Below are 19,096 nucleotides of genomic sequence, written 5' to 3' on the forward strand. Positions count from 1 at the left end.
CCACCATATCAAATTAGATTTTTTCTTAAATCCATACTATATCAGGTTTTCACCAAATGATATACTTTTTTTGTAATATTCATTTAGGATATATCGACCTTTTTTTGTATGTCTTTAGACTAAGAAGACCTTGACTAATTAAAATAAATATTTATAATAATCATAATACTTTTAAGGAGGATTATTAAAAAATGACATATTCTATGAGACTACGTTGCACCGTTTTGAACCAATAACTGAATAGGGTCAAAAACTCTGTTTGTGAAGCCAGAGTATACGGATAGTCTGTCCTTTTTTAATCATCTTCAATTGCGCAAGAAAGAGATCAGCTCACGCCTTTATTTAAAGAAGCTGCTTATTCTCTAATATATCCTAGTTACTTGGATCACAGGCAATTTGTCTGTGATTTTTTGTTTTATCCATAAGGAGGAATAGATTATGCATATGCTATTATTCTTTTGATACGAGCTTTAACTAGAGGCTCGTATCGGTACCATAGCTATCGATACGAAATGAGTTAATTTCGGGAGGTAGTCATATGGAAAAAGTTTGCTTTGAATTAGAACACGTAATTGTAAATTATTTAGATAAAGAGATTTTAAACATTGAAAAATTAGCCATTCATCAATTCGATCGAATCGGTATCGTTGGGAAAAATGGCGCTGGAAAAAGTACATTAATGAAGTTACTTGCTAGCAAGGTTCAGCCGACAAGTGGGATGGTAAATAGTCATGTACATTTCGGCTATTTTGAACAAATGGAAGCACCAACGTCTGTAAAGGCAGAGGCACAGTTATTAGGGAAATTAGCTATTCCAGCAAATTCTGAAGGACTAAGTGGTGGGGAGCAAACGAGATTAAAGTTAGCTCAATTATTTTCTTTCTATGAGGAGGCGCTGCTCATTGATGAGCCAACAACACATTTAGATCAAGAGGGTATTTCATTTCTAGTGGATGAATTGCGTTATTACTACGGTGCGCTCGTACTAATTAGCCATGATCGTGCGGTTCTGGATGATTTGGTCACAACAATTTGGGAGATTGATAGTGGCACAGTAAACATTTATTCTGGCAATTATAGTAATTATGCTTGGCAAAAGCAGCTGGAGCAAGATCAACAACGTCAGGCGCATGGCTTATACTTGAAAGAAAGAAGTCGTCTTGAACAAGCTGCCGAAGATAAAATGAAAAAGGCTGAAAAAATTACCCAAGCAGGTAACATGTCAAAAAGAGAAGCTCATGCAAAGCCGAATCGCATGTTTATGACAAAGTCCAAAGGTACAAGCCAAAAAAACGTACAACGGGCAGCCAAGGCAATAGAACAGCGAATAGAGAAGCTTCAGAAAGTAGATGCGGTGCAGGTAGACAGAAAAATAGTTTTCAGACAATCGAAAGCCTTGGAACTACACAATAAATTTCCGATTATGGCAGATCAATTCACTTTACACGTTCCAGGAAAAGTCCTATTGGATGTCGTAAGCTTTCAAATACCATTAGGTAAAAAAATTGCACTTGCAGGTAGTAACGGTTGTGGAAAAAGTACCTTACTACGACATATTGCAACTAATGGGGAGGGGTTAACCATTTCCCCTAAGGCCAAAATAGGCTATTTTCATCAAATGGGCTACCAATTTAAAAGTGAGGAAACGGTCCTCCAATTTTTAAAAAATCGCTCAGATTACGATGAAGGCTTTTTACGAAGCGTTCTAAGTTCCATGCAGTTTGTAGGAACTGATATACAAAAGGGTGTGAACTCTTTAAGTGGTGGTGAAGCGATACGCCTTCAGCTGTGTTATCTGTTTTTGGGAAGCTATAATATACTGTTATTAGATGAGCCAACTAACTTCTTAGATATTCAAGCATTAGAGGCGTTAGAGCAATTTATAACGGCTTATGAGGGAACCATAATCTTCGTGACGCATGATGAAAACTTTATTGAAAATGTAGCAGACATACAATTCACAATAAAAAATAATAAGATATTTTAACTGTAAAGATGCGATTCTACCATTAGGAGGAATCGCATTTTTTTATTAAAGTTTTAATAAAAGAGAGGGAAGAGGGAAAATTTGGCGAATGTGATAGATAGACACTATGAAAAGGATGATGATCGATGTTGAATACGGATGTGACGACTAAATTAAAAATCAAGCAGCCAGCTCATAAAGTTTTTGAAGCCATTATTTCTCCTACTGAAATCGGACATTATTGGTTTTCTAGTAGCTCTGAAAGATGGGCAGAGGGGAAGAGGATTACATTGAGATACGAGGAGTATAGCGCAGAAGGAATTATCTCAGTACTTGAAATAGAGACTAACAAAAAAATTGTATTTTCTTGGGGAGAGGAGCATGGTGAAGTGACGATTGTTACTATGACTCTTGAGGAATATCAAGGTGAGACAATCATTGAGGTAGTGGAATCAGGACTGAACGCACATGATCCGGAAATTGTGACGAAAATGATGGGCCAAAAAGAAGGCTGGATTTATACATTAACCTGTCTCAAAGGATACTTAGAAAATGGCATAAAAACTTTAAGAGCTTCATTAATTCATTAGAGTAGTATGATTGGATGACCTATTTTTGAGGTGATTTTTTGGATAAACAAATTTTTTCATTTTGTATCATTTTGATCGCTGTTATTTCGTTATTTAGTCCGACAATTGTTTCTAATTTAATGCTTCAACAAAGTACAATAATGGATACTCATTATTACATTCAATATATGGCTAATTTATCGAGTGTTTATCTAAGTTTATTCTTTTTGGCTTCATTAGCATTCGTTTTATTTCTGAAGAAAAATCGATGACTAAATTAATCAGTGCTTTGCTGAACATCCTTTTCTTACCTTCGGGGGTGAAGGATGAGGGAGAATTGACATTACGGCTACAAATTTGCTTCGAACCAATTTAGAAATTTCGTCTGCCTAGTTGTAGAAGTCATGCCACCTGAAGCTATTAATAGGCAATAGCGCTCTGATTAAATCATTCATCTACGACATAAAGGAGGGAGTGGTATGAAAAAGTGGGTTTGGCTAACTGGTGGCCTTTTAGTATGTACAGGGTTTGTCATAGGCATTGTATTTTGGAAAATCCAAAAAGAAGTCAAGAAAGACGACCCTGAATATATTGTGCAATTTATGAAAGAGAATAAGGGCAATAAAAATATTTCCGTAGCGATACAATATAATCGCCAAAGCTGGGTAGAGCAACATACAAAGGAACCACTGCCTTTAGCCAGTACGGTTAAAATAATCGTCGCTATCGCATATGCGCAACAAGCCGCAGGTGGACATATCAATCCTCAGCAACAAGTTCGCTTAAGGGAATTAGAGACATTTTATATCCCAAAAACAGATGGTGGCGCACATGAAGCGTGGCTAGCGCAGTTAAACCTCAATGGCAAGGGAAGTGTGCCGCTGAGCGAGGTTGCAAAGGGAATGATTACTTATAGTTCTAATGCAAATACAGATTATTTAATGCATGTACTAGGGCTTCAAACTATTAATGAGGTTCTCACTCAACTGGATGTAAAAGGTCATGAACTTCTGTATCCAATCGCAAGTGCTCTCTATATCCCCATTCAATTGCGAGATGAAAAGAGTCTAACGAAAAAAGAAACACTAACGGCTTTAAAAGATATGGGGATGGCTGAATATCGAGAACGGGCATTGGCTATTCATGAGAATTGGCTAGAAAAACCTTTAACAAAAGAGGAGAAAGCTCAGGCAATAAAAATACTCAATTTGGATGTTCAAAGGGTTTGGTCTGATCGTTTAATAAGGGCTTCTACTAGTGACTACATTTCTATTTTAGAAAAGTTGAATAGTAAAAATTACTTTACAGAAGATGTACATAAATACTTAGATCCTGTGATGGAACAATTGATGCAAAACCCTAGAAATCAAGGATGGCTTACACATGCAGGTCAAAAAGGAGGGTCAACGGCCTTTGTATTGACACTAGCCGCCTATGCGGAAGATAAAGAAGGGAATCAGACGGAGATAGCCTTTTTTGCTAACGACTTAAATACAATGGAACAAATTAAATTATCTACTAGTATGAATAGTTTTCAATTGAAATTTCTTACAGATGAGAAATTTAGGGTGCGTCTTCAAAGGGAATTAGCTGAATGGTGAATCGCCTAAAATTATCTATGTTCATCAAGTAATCTTTCAAGAAAATCGGAGAATGTAGGTGCATACTCATAAATCATGTGATTCATTAAGTCATAACACATGACGGGAAACTCCCCATCTTCATCTTTTGCGGATAAATCGAAGAAATAAAGCTCATCTGCGTCTGGGATAAATAAGTCCAATCTATTTGGATATTTTCTGTACCAATCTTCATCTGCCAAGTTCAGACGGTGAATATAGAGAATGTCGCTATCGTCGATATCTCTGTATTCAGGTTGACTGACCGTCAGGATGTTTCCTCCATTTAGTCGGGCATTGCCATAATTCATTAACCACCAGCAATAAGAGGGCGGTAATTGAAACCCTAGCTCTAATTCTGCTTCGGTTATCCAGCTATCTTTTACATTGCATCCAGGATGCCACTTAATCGATGTGGTATGAGCTAGCTTTTTTACTATATTCTCATACATCAAAAAAACCTCACTTTTTCATAATGACATCTAAAGAGCGCCCTTGTAGTTGAGGTAGCTTTTGTACATTCCTTCAACCGTCTGCATACTATACATTTATAATATGTGAGAGGATTGAGGTCAATGCATTACCCTTATTATCATAATTACCCCGTGTATAGTTACGGCTACCAGCCTGTTTATTGGGCTTATCCAACACAGCTAGAACAGAGAACCAGAAGTAATATGCGGAGAGATTATGGACCAGAGCCATTCGTTGTGGACATAGAGGACGTTACAAAGCAAAACAAAAATTACCGCACAGCTTTATGGACAGGGTCAAACTTACAAGTAACTGTAATGAGCATCAAAGTAGGAGATGATATTGGCTTAGAAGTGCATCCCCATGTCGATCAATTCATTTGTATTGAAGAGGGTAAGGGAGTTGCCCAAATGGGACCGACTAAGGATTATTTAAACTTTCAAAGAAATGTTTCTGAAGATACGGCCATCATGGTGCCCGCAGGGACATGGCATAATATTACGAATATAGGAAATGAACCATTAAAGCTCTACACGATTTATGCGCCACCCAATCATCCATCTGGGACTATTCATGTGACGAAGGCAGATGCAGTGGCTGAGGAAGCGGGCTATGGTCAAGAAAATTAAAAGAAAAAAAGCGTGTTTAATTAAACATGCTTTTTTCTCGTTATATGGTAGAATGTTTTTTAATTACAGATAATAAAGGTCCTTAATTAATGAAAGAAGGTAATGAATGATGAAATATTCAAAGGCAACAAACTATGCGTTACATACAATGGTGTTTTTGACGAATATACCTAAAGGAAAATCAATGAATGTTGAGACACTAGCTGACATGCAGAAACTATCTCCAACCTATCTTTCCAAAATTTTAACAAAGCTTGTAAAGGCGGGTTTAATCGAATCGAATCCAGGTGTCAATGGAGGTTATCGTATTTCGAAGCGCCCTCAAGAAGTTTCCTTTTTAGATGTGATTTACGCAATCGAGGGACAAACCACATTATTCAGCTGTTCCTCTGACCATGAGGATTCCTTTCATAACGAAGGTTGTCTCATTGAGCAAGTAATGGTGGATGCTGAGAACAATATGAAAGAAGAGCTTAGTAAGAAATTGATTATTGATATTGCTCATGAAATCGATAAAAAAATGAAGTAGGCGGATAGAATGTTGAAATGGACGGATAAGAACTAGGGGACTCTAGTTCTGTTGTTATTTCAATTGCATAAGAGCCCCAAAGTATTGCTGTGCGGTTGTGAAACAAATAAATGCCAGTAGTTCACTGATTTCAGCCTCTGTTAAATATTCTTTTAAGACAGCGGTGACATTGGGTGCGGTATGCCCTTTAGTGACTAAGAATGCTTCAGCAAAACCTGTACATACCGCTGTTTTCTCATCGTAATGTTGAGGGTCAGGTACACCTTTCGCCTGACAATATTGACAACCATTTTTTTGTGCCAATGTTTTTCGGACCTCTTCTTTTAAATGTGCAGATAAATGACCGTCCTTTTCGACTGCTTCCCCTAGTTGTAACCAATGCGACTGTATTCCCTCGTTATAGCCTAGTAGTTGTTGAAATGGTGTTAAGCCCTTGTCATATAGATGAATGAGTGTCATTAATCTTCCCTCCTATAATTAGTGTAAAATATGAATGGCGATGTTAACATACCAATTCGAAGGGAAATATTTTCTTTCTCTTTTAAAATGAAGGGAATTTTCTATAATGGATTTCATTAATGAAAAAATACTAAAAGAATTGAAAAAAGATAGCCGAATTTCTATGAGTGAGCTAGGCAGGAGAGTACATTTATCGGCCCCTGCAGTTCGTGAAAGGGTACGACATTTAGAGGAACAGCAAATCATAAGAAAATATACGTTAGACATTAATACAAAGGCGCTAGGCTTTCCCATTGAAGCTATAATTGAGGCAACAATTAAAAATAATCGCTATGCAGATTTTAAAGAACATATCCTGACATTTACAAACGTAGATTTTTGCTATCGAATATCGGGAGAAACTTGTTTCTTATTAAAGGCTCATTTTCAATCTTTTCCTGATGTAGAGCAATTTATTGATGAATTACAGCTATATGCACATACAAAAAGTAATTTTATTTTTTCTGATATATGTGAGGACTTATAAAAAAGGAGATCTTTATGGAAATCAAATTATTTACGGGTGAAATAGGTGCTTTAGTCCATTTACTAACTCAAAATATATGGATTTACCACACAAATCAGCATATAAAAGAAGAGACCGTTCGAGCAGCGTTCGCGGAGGGATATTATGAGAATGATTGTGAAACACATTGGTTACTGGAAAATGAAGAAAGAGTAGGAATTATCTTTATACATGATATCAGTGACACCATCCCATTGTTTGATATCCGCTTACATGCAAATTGTAGGGGAAAAGGATATGGCGTAATGGCACTTCGATGGTTACAAGAGTATCTATTTGAGGTAAAGGGTAAGATTCGTATTGAAGGCTATACAAGAGTTGATAATATAGGAATGCGGAAATGTTTTAGCAAAGCTGGTTTTGTGAAGGAAGGCTATTTACGAAATGCTTGGGAAAATGAAGATGGCACAGTGACCGATAGTATTGTCTATGGTGCTATTAAAGAAGATTGGGTTCTAGGAAATCCAACGCCTATAAATATAGATGACGTTCCATTTTAAGGAGACATGTATGGAGAAAAATGTATTAAATGCTTTAAGGCAATCTTGGTCGGCTCAATCAAGTTCTAAATGGAGCGTTGAAAACCCTGCAAAAGGGCAATGTGGTGTTACTTCTCTAGTGGTGCAAGATATTCTTGGCGGGGAAATTAGGAAAACAAGTTTGGATGAGGGCTGGCACTTTTATAATGTAATAAATGGAGAGAGAATGGATTTTACGAAAGAGCAATTTTTATCTGAAATTGATTATCAAGACCTTGACTCGAATAGGGCAGAGGCTTATCAGGATACAAATAATGCTCAATATAGCTGTTTAAAATCACAAGTTAATAGACATTTAGCAAGGGCAGAGGGATAGATTCCTCTGCCTTTTCAAATTAGTAAAACAAAGGTGTTGACGATTAGGAAAGTGGCGTGTTATTATTATCTCGAATTCAAGATAACTAAATTCAAGATAAACGAATTCAAACCTTTAACTTTCGTAAGGAGGTACAATAATGGGTTTTTGGAATAAATTATTTTCTTCAAAAAAAGAGGAGGAACAAACAATGGCAGAATTAAATATCGGTATTATTATTGGATCAACACGTGAGGGACGTGTAAGTCCTCAGGTAGCACAATGGGTAAAGGAAATTGCAGATCAACGAGGCGATGCAAACTATACAGTGATTGATATCGCTGATTATAAATTGCCATTATTAGGAGAGCCAGGGCACGATGCTTCAGGTGCACAGGCTTGGTCTGAAATTATCGCTAAACAAGATGGCTTTGTGTTCATCGTACAAGAATACAATCACTCTATTACAGGCGCTCTAAAAAATGCACTAGATTATTTACGTGTTGAGTGGAATAACAAAGCAGCAGGCATCGTTTCATATGGTTCTGTAGGTGGTGCTCGTGCAGCAGAACATTTACGTGGCATCATGGGTGAGCTTTTAATCGCAGATGTACGTGTTCACCCTGCATTATCATTATTCACAGATTTTGAAAATGGTTCAGACTTTAAACCGCAAGCTGTACAAACAGATTCAGTCAATCAAATGTTAGATCAAGTAATCCCATGGTCAAAAGCTTTATACACTATTCGTTAAGCTTACGTGTTTGAGATAAGACGAAGTTGGATAAAGTGTGGGAGAGAAAAATAAGTCAGGAAAGGGCATGTTAACATGAAAAAACATACAGCAGGTATTCACCATATCACAGCTATTGTAGGCCACCCACAAGAGAATATTGATTTTTATGCAGGTGTGTTAGGTTTGCGTTTAGTGAAACAAACAGTCAACTTTGATGATCCTGGCACATATCATTTATATTTCGGTGATGCAGGTGGGAAACCTGGAACAATCATTACGTTCTTCCCTTGGGCCAATGCATATCAAGGGCGTATTGGTGACGGTCAAGTTGGTGTCACAACGTATGTTGTACCAGAGGGGGCACTATCATTTTGGATTAATCGTTTGGCAAAATTTTCAATTCCTTTCCAAAAAACTGAACGCTTTGGTGAGCAAGTCATTCAGTTTGATGACCCGCATGGTCTGCATATTGAACTCGTTGCGCGTGCTGCAGGCGAATTAAATAACTGGACATTTGGAGAAGTAACGCCAGAGGTTGCCATTAAAGGATTTGGTGGAGCTACTTTATATTCTAGCCACCCTGAAGAAACTGCTAAAGTTTTAACAGAGGTAATGGGTCTTGAACGAGTAGCGACAGAGGGTGACTATACTCGTTTTAAATCTAATGCGGAGATTGGCAATACAGTTGATTTAAAAATGGTTGTAGGCCAACGTGGACAAATGGGTGTAGGAACGGTTCACCATATTGCATGGAGAGCTCAAGATAATACGGATCATTTAGAATGGCAAGAGTATGTTATGAATCATGGACAACATGTAACGGAAGTCAAAGATCGTAATTATTTTAATGCGATTTATTTCCGTGAACCTGGTGAAGTTTTATTTGAAATTGCTACGGATCCTCCGGGATTTGCTCATGACGAAACAATGGAGACGATGGGAAGCCAATTAATGTTACCATCTCAATATGAGCAACAACGAGAGCAATTAGAAAGAACACTAATTCCAATTAAAGTCCGTGAGCTTGACTAAGAGGGGTGAGTCGCTTGATTTCGATTGATCCTACAAAAAATTCAGAACGTGAAAACTATAAATTATTGATTGGAAGTATTATTCCAAGGCCAATTGCTTTTGTGACAACAAAATCAGAGCAAGGTGTCATCAATGGCGCACCATTTAGTTATTTTAATATCGTGTCATCAAATCCGCCAATGATTTCTTTAGCGATTCAAAGACCTAATGGACATTTAAAAGATACAGCTAGACATATCCATTATCAGGAGCAATTTGTTGTGCATATTGTCGATGAGGATAATGTTGAACAGGTGAATGAAACAGCGGCTTCCTTACCTGTTACAGAAAGCGAAATTGATAGAGCGCAATTTACACTAATAGAGAGTCAACAAATTGCAGTTCCGGGAATTCAAGAGGCAAAGGTACGTATGGAGTGTCGATTAGTGCAGACAATTCCATTGATGAATGGTGAGGAGCAGACAGGCGATTTATTCATTGGTGAAGTCGTACAATATCATATAGATGAAACCATTTATAATGAAGGGCGAATTGATCCAAGAAAACTAAAAGCAATTAGCAGACTAGCTGGCTCAAATTATGCAAAAATTGGTGATATATTTGCGTTAGAACGTCCTGTTTAAAAATTAAATGCGAAAATGTTGATTTAACAGCATTTTCGCATTTTTTTTGGTTTCAAACTTATATTAAAATTCTCTCTATATTCATTAAATCTTCGTTTGTTAATAGGATATCAGTTGCTTTCACATTGTTAGCCACTTGTTTTTTATGTTTCCCACCTGGGATAACGGCATCAACGCCATCTTGAGCTAATAACCAGGCAAGCGCTAGATTTGGTAATGTCGTTTGCTTTTCCTCTGCAAGTCCCTTTAACGCTTCTATTTTTACTAATGTTTGTTCAAATAATTCGCCTTGAAATAAAGGGTTCGAAATTCGCCAGTCTCCAGTCCCAAGCTTAAAGTCTTTTGTATACTTGCCACCAAGTAGACCATATGCAAGTGGACCGTATGGAATAAATGAAATTTCATTTTTTATACAGTATGGCAATAAATCCTGTTCTCCTGAACGATTTAACATATTGTAAGGAGATTGTAGGACAGTAATATCATTATGCACATTTGCCTCTATAAGCTGCTCTAATGTTACGTTTGAAATGCCTATTGCTCGGATCTTTCCTTCTTCCTTTAATCGTGACAATTCACCAATTGACTCCGCAAGAGGAGTTTCGTTATCAGGGAAGTGTAGATAGTAAAGATCTACATAATCCATTTGTAGCCGTTTCAAGCTATTTTCGAATGCACCACGTAGATATTGCGGATGATTATCTGTTTTTACTGAACCGTCCTCAAGCCAATGTCTGCCGCCCTTTGTTGCTAAAGCGAAATCTCCCCTTGAGTATTTTTTTAATACTTCTCCAACAAGTTCTTCTGAACGGCCTTTTCCATAAATGTCTGCTGTATCAATAAAAGTTATCCCTAAATCAAGTGCAGCTGAGACTAGTTCCTTCCCATCTTGTTCATTTAAGTTTTCAAATAAATTATGTCCACCCACAGCATTCGTCCCAAGACCAATTTCAGAAATCTTGATAGTTGTTTTTTTAAAAGTATGAAATTTCATATTCCTACCTCCTCGTTATTCTGTAATCAGAATAGAGTAAAAAGGATGTTTTACCAACATACATCGTTATAGTTTCATATATAGAAACAATTTCATTTTAATTGCCAAGGGCCTTAACTTATGCTAAAAGATAATGAATTTCTTCCGTCAATTGCTGACTTGCCACTTCTAACTTTTTGACAAATGACCGAATGGCAGTTTTTTTTATTTGATTCGTCGAACCATACAAAGCAATGGAACCGATTACTTCCCCACTCACATAAATCGGAACGGCAATACAACATTTACCTTCATTCGTTTCTTCATTATCAACAGCATATCCTTGAGCTTTAATAACCTGTAAATGAGGAATCAATAAACCATAATCATAGAAGGTTTTTGCTGTAAAGGTATGGAGTTCAATACTATTTAAAAGTTCACGTTGTTTTGTAGGGGACAGATGAGCTAACACTACTTTTCCTAGCGCGCTTGAATGCATAGGTGTCCGAGTATCGATAGCATGAAAAGCAGGCTGTTCAAAAGGCTCTCTAATTACATTTTTTATTACCATCTCACAATTTTCTAAAATACCAATATAAGTAGTTATTTCTTCTTGGCGGGCTAATTGGTAGGGCGCTACGAGAGACGCCCATTGAATATCTTTATGCCAATATAAGTGCTCATCTCTGAAAATATGCGGATTTAATTGATAGTACTTATTATATTTAAGAACATAATTCATTTTTTCTAGCGTATAAAGCATGCGAAAAACCGATGTCTTATTCATTGATAATTCTTCCATAATTTCAGTTAATGTAAGAGAATGCTTTTGACGTAATATATCTAAAATCAAAAGACCTCTTTTTAATGTCGATACTTCATAGGAATCCATTTTGTCCTCTCCTAACTTCTAAAATAACTTAACCTGTACCTGTGAAATATTCATAGCTCTTTATTGATATTATAAAGACAATTTTTTATAACTTCTCAATTTTTATTTTAATAATAAACAACCTCAAATTTGTAAAATGGTAGACAATTAAAAAAATGTCAGTGTTTTTTTGTATTAAGTGCTTGATTCTCCTCTTACTGGAGGTAATACACTTTGATTTGAATCAGCAAGATCAAAAAAACAAGGAGGTTTTTATTATGAGGTTTATTGAATTGTTTTATGTCATTTTTAATATTGTTTTACTAGGTTGGTTAGTTTGTGGTAGAAATAAGTCACAGCGAGGAATGCTGATGGCTGGTAGCATGTCTATTCTATTTCTACTTGTCCATGGGATCATCGAAGGAATGCGGTGGCAAATGATGCCGACTTATTTGATGACATTATTTTTCCTCGCTATTGTTGTGATAAGGCACTTTTTTAACCCAAAAATTCAAAAAGAACAACGATCAAGTATGCGCCGATTACGCGTTGTTCTGAATTCAACATTAACTGTACTTTATTCTGCTATAGCAGTTAGTCTGCCTATTGCTCTTCCGGTATTTACCTTTGAAAAACCAGTGGGTCCGTACAAAATTGGAACGATCACCTACGATTGGAAGGATAATCAGAGAGAAGAGACTCTCACACCAGAGCCTGGCGACAAACGCGAATTAATGGTACAGATCTGGTATCCTGCTAATACAAATGCTAAGGGTAATACGGCTCCTTATATTTCCGATGCTGCTGTTTTTGCAGAGGGGTATAGTAAAATTCTAAATTTACCGAAGTTTTTATTCACAAATTTTGGTTATGTCAAGACACATGCTATTGAGAACGCTGAGATTTCTAATCAGGAAACAACCTATCCGGTACTCCTTTTCTCTCATGGCTTTAGTGGGCATAAAAATCAGAACACTTTTCAAATTGAGCAACTAGTCAGTCAAGGCTACATCGTGGTAGGTATAGATCATACTTATAGTAGCACTACTTCCGTTTTTTCTGATGGTCGTATAGCAAATTACGTCCCACAAAAAACGGAATCAATCGCATATTTAGATAAAGCAAATGAGGGTTGGGTTGAAGATGCTAAATTTGTGCTGGATCAAGTAGAGCAGTTGGCTCAAAACGATCCTGAAAACCGCTTTACAGGTCGAATGGATATGGAGAATATAGGTATGTTTGGCCATTCCTTTGGTGGGGCAACGAGCACCCAAATGCTAATGACAGATTCAAGAATAAAAGCAGCTCTTAATATGGACGGCGTTCTATATGGAAAACTCCGAGTTCCTGCAGATGGGCTGAAGAAGCCATTTATGATGATGAGTGCTGATGACTCAATCAGAGAAGCGAAGGAAACGGATGGTAAGGAGTTCATTGAGTTTGTAAACGAAACTCTACCACGGTATGAGTATGTAACTGTGGGTGGGAACTATTGGATGAAGATTAAAGATATGAAGCATATGGGCTTCTCTGATTTATATCTGTTTTCACCACTTTATGAACGGATGGAAGGGGTCGACATCCAAAAGGCTTACCGTTTGATTAACGACTATTCATTGGATTTCTTTAATCATTATTTAAAGCATCAGCCATTTAAACTATTAGAGCAAAATATTGGGGATTATCCAGAGTTTACGTTGCAGAAAGGTTGACTGCTAAAGAGAATAGTTGTGGGTGTTTAGCCCTCAATTATTCTCGTTCTGAGTTTTCCGTATGTTCAAGTCGCCATTCTATTCCTTGAAATAGTAATTGATTAGCTTTTGAGAGTTGGTAGTATTGTGGGCTTAGAATGGCACATAACGTTTCACATCGTTCGAGTCGTTTGGTTTTGGTTCTTTGAATATATTTTACAAAGTAATGGAAGTAATCTTCTTTATTGTCCAAATGCTCTGAGTTCGCATACAGCCTAGCAGTATCATCGACAATGGCCTGTACAATCGGACTGCTGGCAGGCGATTTTTGTTTCAACGCCTTATTCAATCGATCATGGATGTTTTCGAGCTTTCTGACCAGTGTCGTAGCATTGTATTTTGGCTGATGAACAATATTCATGTACAGAAATTCAGTATTTTTCAGGTCTTTTATAAACTGCGGATCATTTATGAGCTCCTGCAACTCATGCCAAGCAGCGGTTTGTTTGGCGGAGCCTTTCACCTGATTAATAATGTATTTGTCAAAATAATAAAAAAACGAATCTTTCCACTCTTTTGGAATGCCATTTAAGAATTGTATTTCTTGCACTTTTTTATCGATAAATTGTTTTTTATTTTCAGCTTTAATTGTTCGTGCATTCACTAAATCATGAATACACTGCAATGAATCCCCATTATGTTCCTTTGCTTGACGCAAAATTGATATCATATCCATAAGCGTATTAACCTGTGTTTCCATCGATTCAATCTGCCAATCAAGTGTTCTAGTGACTGATAGCTCCTCAGATATCATTTTGCTTATATCATCAATTCCAAAATCCAAATAACGCAGGTTTGTAATCATTTCAAGACGCCATATATCTTTCACCGTGTATAATCGATGTCCACCATCAGTATAACTTGTAGGTTTCAGCAACCCAATTTCATCATAGTAACGAACTGTTTTTATAGTAGAGCCTATTATTTTAGCTGTTTCACCTATAGTATATTTTTCTTCCAAATGATTACACCTCCTGATTGGATCACTTTATAGTAATTTTAACATCATAGTTCATTTGATGATAAAAAAAGTCATTATTTTATTTTACGATAAACTTGCCATAAATTGAGGAATTGGACTTGCATAGCTTTGAAGTTTTTATCAACAAAGTCATCATAACTAAATTGTTATAATTATAAAATGCGAAAATACCGTCAAAGCATTTTCGCATTTTAAATTTTCATATTCAAACATTCCAAGAGCAGCAACTTTCATTTAGAAAATTATGATCCTGCCAATTATGATTGCAACTGAACTCCTTAACGACTATGATAAGGGCTATTTCACATTCTCAGTAAGGTAGATTAAGGGTGAAGAGCGCGAGCCATTGCATCTAAATAGTTCTGACTTGCACGCTGACTTACCTCGGCTTCAGGTACAAAGACTTCAAAGCAATGAAAGCTACCAGGATAGAGATTCATCTCAACAGCTACTCCTGCTTGAGCAAGTCGTGCTACATAGTCGAGGGTTTCATCTCTGAATAAATCAAGTTGGCCTATACACGTGTAGGTAGGAGGTAGTCCTGCTAAGTTATCTGCTCTTGAAGGAACCGCATATGGAGAAAGTTCATGGGTGTCCTGTTCCTCTCCTAAGTACATACGCCAAGCGGTCAAATTATTTGTTCTATTCCATGTTGCGTGACTGTCAGTAATTTCATAGCTAGAAGGCGTTTTATTTCGGTTATCAAGCATTGGATACAGTGGCATCTGGAATATAATCGCGGGTCCTCCTTTATCACGAGCCATTAATGCGAGAGCGGCTGTTAACCCTCCCCCTCCACTTGCACCGGCAATTGCCACCCTTTTACTATCAATGCCTAGCTTAGGAGCTTCAGTTGTCATCCATACTAACCCTGCATAGCAATCTTCAATCGCAGCTGGATAGGGATGCTCGGGGGCAAGTCGATAATCAACTGATACGACAACGCAGTTAGCGGTCTGAACAAAACGTTCACATAAAAGGTCATCCATATCGGGGTGTCCCATCACGAAACCACCACCATGAATCCAAAACATAGCAGGAAGTTTATCATGGTTCCGTTTAACGGGTTCATATATTTTAACTAGCATTTCACCCCCATCACCTCTTAGGATCGTACGATTAGTAATCAATACAAGTTCTGACTCCTCTAATGGTAATTGGGCTAAGAGACGACGACTCCACTCTAAATCTTCGTCTAGGCGAAAGCCTGGAAATTGCGAGTAAGCCTGCCTTAATTCGGGTAAGATTCGTTCAATGATTGTCATATATATTCCCCCTTTAAAGTAACGAAATTTTAAATAAATGGAAGTCCTGCTACAGCCATTTCCGCCTCCCATTGAGCAACTTCTTCGCGCACACGAGGAGCCACTTCGGTTCCTAGAAGTTCTATAGCTTGCATGACTTGATCATGTGGCATTGTACTTAAAGGTACGTATAACATAAATCGCGTGATCCCTACATGTTTACGAAGATGAATGATTTTCTGAGCAACTGTCTCTGAATCACCAACATATAATGCTCCTTCAAAACTACGTGCAGCATCATAGCTAGAACGATCATAATACGGCCAACCCCGCTCTTTGCCCAGTTTATTCATGCCCGCCTGTGTAGATGGGAAAAATGTATCTGCTGCCCACTCGTTATTCGGGCCAACGAAACCTATCGAATGGGAGCCTACCCGAAGCTTAGATAAATCATGACCTGCATGAGCAGCAGCTTTTTTATAAAGTTGTACGATTGGAGCAAACTGCTTAGGACTGCCACCAATGATCGCTAGCATAAGGGGTAATCCTAAAATTCCTGCCCGAATGGCTGATTGTTGATTTCCTCCACTACCAACCCAAATTGGTAAAGACTTTTGAACAGGTCTTGGATACACACCTAAATTATTGATCGGTGGTCGATGCTTCCCTTCCCACACTACTTTTTCTTCCTCACGAATTTTAAGTAATAAATCTAAATGCTCTTCAAATAGTTCATCATAGTCATTTAAATCGTAGCCAAATAAAGGGAAAGATTCGATGAATGACCCACGACCTGCCATAATTTCCGCACGCCCATTTGAAAGTCCGTCCAAAGTAGAAAAATCTTGATAGACGCGAACCGGGTCAGCTGAAGAAAGGACAGTCACCGCACTTGTAAGTCGAATTTTTTCCGTTTGTGAAGCAGCAGCGGCTAGCACCATTGCTGGAGAAGATGCAGCATAGTCTTCTCGATGATGTTCGCCAACCCCAAATACATCCAGTCCTACTTGATCGGCAAGAATGATTTCTTCAACCACTTCACGTAAGCGTTGGGCATGACTAATCACTTCCCCATTATGAACATCTGGTTTTGTTTCTACAAAAGAGGTAATTCCTATTTCCATTTGTCATTCTCCTTGTCAATTTAATGTTTTGTAAATCGTAAAGTCGTTGCCCAAAAAAGAATTGCTATAGCACTAATTGAAGCTCCGAGGAAAGAGACCCCTTCCCAGCCAAAGTATGCATATACTTGCGTAGAAGCAATGGAGCCACTTGCACTGCCGATGGAATAAAAAATCATATATCCAGCAGTAAGTCGACTTCTTGCCTCTGTACGTAATGGAAGAATTAGCGCCTGATTCGTAACATGTACGGCCTGTACAGCTAAATCTAGCAATACGATCCCTACAATTAACGCAAATAACGATTGTTCTAGATAGCTAATAAACAACCAAGAAATTAATAATAGAGCTAATGCTATACCTGTTGTTCTTTGTGCGTATCCTCGATCAGCCAATCTCCCTGCCCGGGCCGCAGCCAACGCTCCGGCCACTCCAACAAGACCAAAAGCACCAATTACGCTATGTGAAAGGGCCAACGGGGGTGCACTAAGTGGAAGAACAAGTGATGTCCACAAAATACTGAAATCAGCAAAAATTAGCATGGCTAGAACGGCACGGATACGTAGTGTTCGTTCTTGTTTTAATAATGTGAACACAGATCTAATGAGTTGATGGTAGGGGAGTGATTTTACTTCGCGCTCTACTGTAGGTAACACTTTTAGAAACAAACAAACCATTATGAGCATTACGGCAGCAGAGACTAGATAGACAGTACGCCATCCCGCAAGGTCAGTTAATAGTCCTGCGAAGGTACGAGCGAGCAGTATGCCAATGACGATTCCGCTCGTGACAATCCCAACGACGCGACCACGCTCTGTTGGGGAAGCGATGGTTGCTGCAAATGCTACAAGCGTTTGTGTCACAACGGCAAGTAAACCTACTAAAGCCATACCTGTGAAAAGAACTATGCTATAAGAAGCGGTACCGACTATAACTAGAGCCGTTGTGGATAATAGCATCTGTCCGATAATCAAACGTCGCTGGTTAAGTAAGTCCCCAAGTGGCACTAGAAGTAATAGGCCTAACCCGTAAAAGATTTGCGTGATTGTAATGACAACACCAATAATCGATGGATCAATAGTAAACGCAATAGACAGTTGATCAAGCAGCGGCTGAGCGAAATAAATATTGGCGACTGACATTCCACAAGCTGTTGCGAATAATAATGTGACAGCACGAGGTATGGAAGGCGTTAGGTTTATCGCGGGTGCATCCCATTCTTGCTTGAGCTCTTCTTCCATCTTCTTTCCTCCATTCCATTTAGAATATCATTATAACATACCGAACGGTACAATATAATTATTGGTAAATATATCTTACTGTTATTGATAGTGTCAAGTATTTGTTTGGTATTTGTTTTAACCTTCTTACTGGAAATAGAGTGAAATTGACAATGGGACCAGCTGGATATACAATGATTACATACTGTTTGGTATTTTAATTTTTAAATGTATTCAAATGACGAACACTTATACAATGGAGGTGATTTTTATGGCAAGAACCCGTGAATTTGATGAGGAAAAAGTTTTAGAGGCTGCCATGCAGTTATTTTGGGAGAAGGGATATGAAGCTACTTCTTTAAGTGATCTTACTGCGAGAATGGGCATTCAACGTCCTAGTATTTACTCAACCTTTGGTGATAAAAAGGAGCTATTTGAAGCGGCACTGCGTAGATATACGACATCTAGAGCAGCTGATATACGGGCTAGACTTCAAAGTCATGTTTCTGTAAAGCAGGCATTTGCTACTTTTTTTGAAGAAGTGATTCAAGCTGAGTATACGAAAGACCTTAGTAACGGTTGTTTTTGTATTAATACAATGGTTGAACTCGCTCCTCATGACGAGAGATTTGAGATTTTAACGAGGGAACATCAACTTTATTTAGCAGTTATTTTTCAGGAGACCATTGAGAGAGGAGTCCAAACGGGTGAGCTTGAGGCTGATACGGATGCAAAATCACTTGCGCAGGCACTCATTGTATCGTTAATTGGATTAACCGTTATGATGAAATCACAGCCACAGCGTTCATTCGTTGATAATGCAATAGCCGCGACTCTGACATTACTTAAATAAAATTTTAAACTAGTAAAGAATAAAATATGAATGTCCATGTAACCCT

22 protein-coding genes are annotated in these 19,096 nt (G+C 37.9%); 14 read left to right on the forward strand and 8 right to left on the reverse strand.

Annotation, left to right across the window (positions count from 1 at the left end; all coding sequences use genetic code 11):
- Window positions 1–538: 538 nt before the first annotated feature.
- The 4 genes from B3D94_RS01660 (at window position 539) to B3D94_RS01675 (ending at window position 4,136) form a co-directional block, all read left to right on the forward strand.
- Window positions 539–1,987 (forward strand): Msr family ABC-F type ribosomal protection protein, encoded by a 1,449-nt coding sequence (locus tag B3D94_RS01660; protein ID WP_291753970.1) that lies wholly within the window; start codon window positions 539–541, stop codon window positions 1,985–1,987.
- A gap of 125 nt (window positions 1,988–2,112) precedes the next feature.
- Window positions 2,113–2,556 (forward strand): SRPBCC family protein, encoded by a 444-nt coding sequence (locus B3D94_RS01665; RefSeq protein ID WP_291753972.1) that lies wholly within the window; start codon window positions 2,113–2,115, stop codon window positions 2,554–2,556.
- A gap of 38 nt (window positions 2,557–2,594) precedes the next feature.
- Entirely contained in the window at window positions 2,595–2,807 is a 213-nt protein-coding gene (locus tag B3D94_RS01670; protein ID WP_139133752.1) for a hypothetical protein, read from the forward strand.
- A 207-nt stretch (window positions 2,808–3,014) separates the two neighbouring features.
- On the forward strand, window positions 3,015–4,136 hold the full coding sequence (locus B3D94_RS01675; protein WP_291753979.1) for a serine hydrolase: 1,122 nt from the start codon (window positions 3,015–3,017) through the stop codon (window positions 4,134–4,136).
- Window positions 4,137–4,147: 11 nt separating this feature from the next.
- Here B3D94_RS01675 and B3D94_RS01680 read toward each other — a convergent pair whose 3' ends face one another.
- Complete coding sequence (locus B3D94_RS01680) at window positions 4,148–4,606, reverse strand: SMI1/KNR4 family protein (RefSeq protein WP_291753982.1); 459 nt, start codon at window positions 4,604–4,606, stop codon at window positions 4,148–4,150.
- 123 nt (window positions 4,607–4,729) lie between these two features.
- On the opposite strand from B3D94_RS01680, the gene B3D94_RS01685 reads away from it, so the two are divergent.
- Window positions 4,730–5,257: a cupin domain-containing protein gene (locus tag B3D94_RS01685; protein ID WP_291753985.1), complete on the forward strand. Its 528-nt coding sequence runs from the start codon at window positions 4,730–4,732 to the stop codon at window positions 5,255–5,257.
- Window positions 5,258–5,363: 106 nt separating this feature from the next.
- Window positions 5,364–5,786: an Rrf2 family transcriptional regulator gene (locus B3D94_RS01690; protein ID WP_291753988.1), complete on the forward strand. Its 423-nt coding sequence runs from the start codon at window positions 5,364–5,366 to the stop codon at window positions 5,784–5,786.
- Window positions 5,787–5,840: 54 nt separating this feature from the next.
- On the opposite strand, the gene B3D94_RS01695 is transcribed toward B3D94_RS01690, so the two are convergent.
- A complete protein-coding gene (locus B3D94_RS01695; protein WP_291753991.1) occupies window positions 5,841–6,245 on the reverse strand; it encodes a carboxymuconolactone decarboxylase family protein in 405 nt (134 codons plus the stop codon).
- A gap of 106 nt (window positions 6,246–6,351) precedes the next feature.
- On the opposite strand from B3D94_RS01695, the gene B3D94_RS01700 reads away from it, so the two are divergent.
- The 6 genes from B3D94_RS01700 to B3D94_RS01725 all read left to right on the forward strand — a co-directional run bounded on the left by B3D94_RS01700 (window position 6,352) and on the right by B3D94_RS01725 (window position 10,035).
- Complete coding sequence (locus tag B3D94_RS01700) at window positions 6,352–6,771, forward strand: Lrp/AsnC family transcriptional regulator (RefSeq protein ID WP_291753994.1); 420 nt, start codon at window positions 6,352–6,354, stop codon at window positions 6,769–6,771.
- Window positions 6,772–6,785: 14 nt separating this feature from the next.
- On the forward strand, window positions 6,786–7,310 hold the full coding sequence (locus B3D94_RS01705) for a GNAT family N-acetyltransferase (protein WP_291753997.1): 525 nt from the start codon (window positions 6,786–6,788) through the stop codon (window positions 7,308–7,310).
- 10 nt (window positions 7,311–7,320) lie between these two features.
- Complete coding sequence (locus B3D94_RS01710; protein ID WP_291754000.1) at window positions 7,321–7,665, forward strand: YunG family protein; 345 nt, start codon at window positions 7,321–7,323, stop codon at window positions 7,663–7,665.
- A gap of 139 nt (window positions 7,666–7,804) precedes the next feature.
- Complete coding sequence (locus B3D94_RS01715) at window positions 7,805–8,398, forward strand: NADPH-dependent FMN reductase (protein ID WP_291754002.1); 594 nt, start codon at window positions 7,805–7,807, stop codon at window positions 8,396–8,398.
- 75 nt (window positions 8,399–8,473) lie between these two features.
- Window positions 8,474–9,412, forward strand: coding sequence for a ring-cleaving dioxygenase (locus tag B3D94_RS01720; protein ID WP_291754005.1), 939 nt, complete (start codon window positions 8,474–8,476; stop codon window positions 9,410–9,412).
- Between the two features lie 14 nt (window positions 9,413–9,426).
- Window positions 9,427–10,035, forward strand: a complete 609-nt coding sequence (locus tag B3D94_RS01725) for a flavin reductase family protein (RefSeq protein ID WP_291754008.1) — start codon at window positions 9,427–9,429, stop codon at window positions 10,033–10,035.
- Between the two features lie 58 nt (window positions 10,036–10,093).
- Here the strand turns inward: B3D94_RS01725 and B3D94_RS01730 are convergent, their stop codons facing one another.
- Together B3D94_RS01730 and B3D94_RS01735 are read right to left on the reverse strand one after the other, a co-directional pair.
- The gene (locus tag B3D94_RS01730) at window positions 10,094–11,029 is read right to left on the reverse strand and encodes an aldo/keto reductase (protein WP_291754011.1); all 936 of its coding nucleotides are present in this window, start codon (window positions 11,027–11,029) and stop codon (window positions 10,094–10,096) included.
- 118 nt (window positions 11,030–11,147) lie between these two features.
- Window positions 11,148–11,900 carry an IclR family transcriptional regulator gene (locus B3D94_RS01735; RefSeq protein WP_291754013.1) on the reverse strand — a complete coding sequence of 251 codons (753 nt, stop codon included), beginning with the start codon at window positions 11,898–11,900 and terminating at the stop codon, window positions 11,148–11,150.
- 257 nt (window positions 11,901–12,157) lie between these two features.
- On the opposite strand from B3D94_RS01735, the gene B3D94_RS01740 reads away from it, so the two are divergent.
- Window positions 12,158–13,591, forward strand: coding sequence for an alpha/beta hydrolase family protein (locus tag B3D94_RS01740; RefSeq protein WP_291754015.1), 1,434 nt, complete (start codon window positions 12,158–12,160; stop codon window positions 13,589–13,591).
- 37 nt (window positions 13,592–13,628) lie between these two features.
- Here the strand turns inward: B3D94_RS01740 and B3D94_RS01745 are convergent, their stop codons facing one another.
- From B3D94_RS01745 to B3D94_RS01760, 4 genes are all read right to left on the reverse strand, one after another.
- Window positions 13,629–14,591 carry a MerR family transcriptional regulator gene (locus B3D94_RS01745; RefSeq protein ID WP_069482989.1) on the reverse strand — a complete coding sequence of 321 codons (963 nt, stop codon included), beginning with the start codon at window positions 14,589–14,591 and terminating at the stop codon, window positions 13,629–13,631.
- Window positions 14,592–14,935: 344 nt separating this feature from the next.
- Entirely contained in the window at window positions 14,936–15,877 is a 942-nt protein-coding gene (locus B3D94_RS01750) for an alpha/beta hydrolase (protein WP_069482988.1), read from the reverse strand.
- 29 nt (window positions 15,878–15,906) lie between these two features.
- Window positions 15,907–16,980 carry an LLM class flavin-dependent oxidoreductase gene (locus B3D94_RS01755; protein ID WP_069482987.1) on the reverse strand — a complete coding sequence of 358 codons (1,074 nt, stop codon included), beginning with the start codon at window positions 16,978–16,980 and terminating at the stop codon, window positions 15,907–15,909.
- 20 nt (window positions 16,981–17,000) lie between these two features.
- A complete protein-coding gene (locus tag B3D94_RS01760; protein ID WP_291754024.1) occupies window positions 17,001–18,218 on the reverse strand; it encodes an MFS transporter in 1,218 nt (405 codons plus the stop codon).
- A gap of 250 nt (window positions 18,219–18,468) precedes the next feature.
- Between B3D94_RS01760 and B3D94_RS01765 the strand changes: the two genes are divergently transcribed.
- Window positions 18,469–19,050 (forward strand): TetR/AcrR family transcriptional regulator, encoded by a 582-nt coding sequence (locus B3D94_RS01765; RefSeq protein ID WP_069482985.1) that lies wholly within the window; start codon window positions 18,469–18,471, stop codon window positions 19,048–19,050.
- Window positions 19,051–19,096: the final 46 nt, after the last annotated feature.

The organism is Lysinibacillus sp. UBA5990, from assembly GCF_002429815.1.
Taxonomy (GTDB): domain Bacteria; phylum Bacillota; class Bacilli; order Bacillales_A; family Planococcaceae; genus Lysinibacillus; species Lysinibacillus fusiformis.